1 protein-coding gene and 2 pseudogenes are annotated in these 3,404 nt (G+C 74.9%); 1 reads left to right on the top strand and 2 read right to left on the bottom strand.

Annotated elements, in window-relative coordinates:
* A pseudogene (locus AB0L75_RS43950) lies at window positions 1-432 on the bottom strand (DNA-binding response regulator); the annotation flags it as partial.
* Between the two features lie 382 nt (window positions 433-814).
* On the opposite strand from AB0L75_RS43950, the gene AB0L75_RS43945 reads away from it, so the two are divergent.
* A complete protein-coding gene (locus AB0L75_RS43945; protein WP_365191909.1) occupies window positions 815-2,950 on the top strand; it encodes a SpoIIE family protein phosphatase in 2,136 nt (711 codons plus the stop codon).
* Between the two features lie 139 nt (window positions 2,951-3,089).
* Here the strand turns inward: AB0L75_RS43945 and AB0L75_RS43940 are convergent.
* Window positions 3,090-3,404, bottom strand: a pseudogene (locus AB0L75_RS43940) (S1 family peptidase); the annotation flags it as partial.

Below are 3,404 nucleotides of genomic sequence, written 5' to 3'. Positions count from 1 at the left end.
GCGAACTGCACCGGGCGCAGCAGCCCGATGCCGCTCGACCCCCTGCGAGGCATCGACGAAACGTTCCCTCTTGGCAACGGACCGGATGGCGCGCACCAGCCGGTCCGGCGAGCCCGCCTTGTCGACGAAGCCGAGCGCGCCCGCCTCTGCGGCCTGCTTCAGCAGGCCCGGCCGGTTCGCCTGGGCCAGCACCACGAGCGCCGGAGAGCTTCCCCCGGTACCGGGCGGGCACAGATCGCCGAGCGGCGGCGCCCCTTGGCCGTCGGTACAGTCGAGGTCCGCCGCGCACACATCGGGGCATAACGACCGCACCCGGGCGTCGGCATCCCGCCACGGCGTGTCGTCCACGTCCAGTCCTGGTTCCCCGCGCAGCCACTCGGCCAGGACCGATCTCACCAGACACGCGTCGTGCACCAGAAGCACCCGGATCACTGCCCGCCCCCTCGGATGGTTGTCCCAAGCCCGTTCTCGTCGCCGCCCGTGCCGTCGCGGCCCGCGCCTCCTGCCCCGCGCGGCCCGCCCCGTCCGCACCCTGGGTCCGGCACGGAAAACGCGTGCCCATTCTTGGGCGCGGATACCGTCTGCGGGCGCGGAGATCCGGCCATCAGGGTGCGCGGGGGCGCACGCGAGGCGCCCGTACGCTGCCCGCGCTTCCGTTGGCCGGGCATGGATCCCCCGCGGACGGGGTATCCGCGGGCGACCCGCCAGGTGGGGCCGTGTGCCCGGGCCGGGCCGCTCGCCGTGCGCGGTGCGCTCGCGCGAGGGAATCTTGTCCCCAGGATGCGCGACGCGGCCGTGCGAGGAGGTGGTCGCCGTGTCCGACGGGCCGCGACCGGCACCGGCGGCCGACGGGGCGGCCGCCGCCCTGCCCGTGCTGTCGCTCGCGCTGGTCTCGATGATGCGGGAGGTGCACGCGCACTCCGGCGCGGTGTACCTGCTCAGGTCCGAGGAGCCGGTCCTGGAGATGATGGTGCACGCGGGGATGCCCCGGGCGTTCGCGGCGCCGTGGGAGCGGGTCGGGCTGAGCGCGCCGATCCCGGTCGCCGACGCGGTGCGCGAGCGGCGGCTGGTGTGGGTGGGCGGCGAGGAGGAGATGGCGCGGCGCTATCCGCGTATCGCGGTGGTGCTGCCGTACCCGTTCGCGCTGGCGGCGCTGCCCGTGGCGACGGAACAGCGGGTGTACGGCGCGGTGTTCGTGACCTGGCCCGGCGCGCATCCGCAGGTGCTGTCCGACGGGGAGCGCGACCATCTGCGGGCGGCCTGCGACCGGCTGGCGCTCAGGCTGGAGCGGGAAGCGGAGGACGACCGGCCGGTCGCCCCCGAGGTGGACGTGGTGACGACCTCGTTGGCGGGTGTGGCGGACACGCTGGGCTCGGTGGAGGCGGTGCGGATGGTGTCCCGGCTGCCGTACGGGCTGGTGTCGCTGGATCTGCACGGCCGGATCGCGTTCGTCAACGCGGTCGCCGCCGAGCTGCTCGGCCGGCCCGCCGGGGAGTTGCTCGGCACACCGCCGTGGGTGTCGGTGCCCTGGCTGAACGACCCGATGTACGAGGACCGCTACCGGGGAGCGCTGCTCAGCCAGCAGGTGACGTCGTTCGTGGCGCTGCGCCCGCCGGGCGAGTGGCTGTCGTTCCGGATGTATCCGAGCACGACCGGGCTGAGCATGCGCATCACCCGGGCGCGGGCGGTGGCGGACGTCGCCCGCGGCGCGCGGCAGGCGGACGAGCCCCCGGCCCGGCTGGTGACGATCTCGCAGGTGCTGAGCCTCGCGGGCGCGCTGACCGAGGCGGTCGGGGTGCAGGACGTGGTGCATCTGGTCTGGAACGAGGTGGCCGCGGCGGTCGGCAGCCAGGCGATGGTGATCCTCGGCGCGCAGGGCGGGCGGCTGCATGTGCTGGGACATCGCGGGTACGCCGATCCGCACACCGTGGAGCGGTTCCACGGGCTGCCGCTGAGCGAACGGACCCCGGGCACCCATGTGCTGGGCAGCGGGGTGCCGGCGTTCTTCGCCAGCCAGGACGAGCTGGAGCGGCTGTATCCGGGCCGGTACGACATCCCGGACGGGTTCTCGGCCTGGGCGTATCTGCCGCTGATCGCGTCCGGGCGGCCGGTGGGCACCTGTGTGCTGGCCTACGCCGAGCCGCATGTGTTCCCGGCCGACGAGCGGGCCGTGCTGACGTCCCTGGGCGGGCTGATCGCCCAGGCGCTGGAGCGGGCCCAGCTCTACGACGCCAAGCACCGGCTCGCGCACGGTCTCCAGCAGGCCCTGCTGCCGCACACGCTGGCACCGCCGCCGGGCATCGAGGCGGCGGCCCGCTATGTGCCGGCGACCCACGGCATGGACATCGGCGGCGACTTCTACGACCTGGTGCCGTCCCTGCCGTTGACGGCGGCGGTGATCGGGGACGTCCAGGGGCACAACGTGACCGCGGCGGGCCTGATGGGGCAGATCCGCACCGGTGTCCGGGCGTACACCACGGTCGGGCAGGCGCCGCACGAGGTCATGAGCAGTACCAACCGGCTGCTGATCGACCTCGGCACCGAGCTGTTCGCCAGCTGTCTGTATCTACGGCTGGACCCGGCGCGCGGGCAGGCCGTCATGGCGCGGGCGGGGCATCCGCCGCCGCTGCTGAGACGGCCGGACGGACGGGTGCGAGTGCTGGATCTGGCGGGCGGCCCGCTGCTCGGGATCGACGCGGGCGCGGTGTATCCGACGACCGAGGTGTCACTCGCCCCCGGATCGGTCCTTGTGCTCTACACCGACGGTCTGGTGGAGACGCCGAGTGTGGACATCGAGGACGCGCTGGCCGGCCTCGGCGGGCTGCTGTCGGAGGTCGGCGACCAGCCGCTGGAGATGCTCGCGGACGAGGTCGTCCGGCACAGCGCGGCGGCACGGGACCGGATGGACGACGTGGCGGTGCTGCTGCTGCGGGCGTGCGACCGCGCCTGACGGGGCACGGCCGCACGGACGATACGGTCCGGCCCTCCCGCCGGAGGGCCGGACCGTTCCCCGCCGGCCGGAACCGCAGGTGAGGCCGGCAGGGATGTCGCAGCGCCCCTTCGCGGCCCTCCCGGCGGAGCGCCGTCGCTCAGCGCGTGCCGGTCAGGGACGACCCGTTGTTCGCGGAGCCGGCGCCGGACTGGTCGCTGCCGGTACCGGACTGATCGCTGCCGCTGCCCGACGGAGCGCCGCCGCTGCCGGACGGGGCGTTCGCGCCGGATCCGGTGCCGGACTGGTCGCCGGCCGAGGCGGACGGGTCGGCGGAGCCGCCGATCTGGGCGCCGCCCGCACCGGACTGGTCACCGGCACCGGACTGGTCGCCCGCCGAGGCCGACGGGGCGGCGGAACCCGACTGGTCGCCCGCGCCATTGCCGCCGCCGGCGCCGGCGGCGTTGCCGCCGGC

Source organism: Streptomyces sp. NPDC052101, from assembly GCF_040680235.1.
Lineage (GTDB): Bacteria > Actinomycetota > Actinomycetes > Streptomycetales > Streptomycetaceae > Streptomyces.
This window is presented reverse-complemented; position numbering and strand designations above follow the sequence as displayed.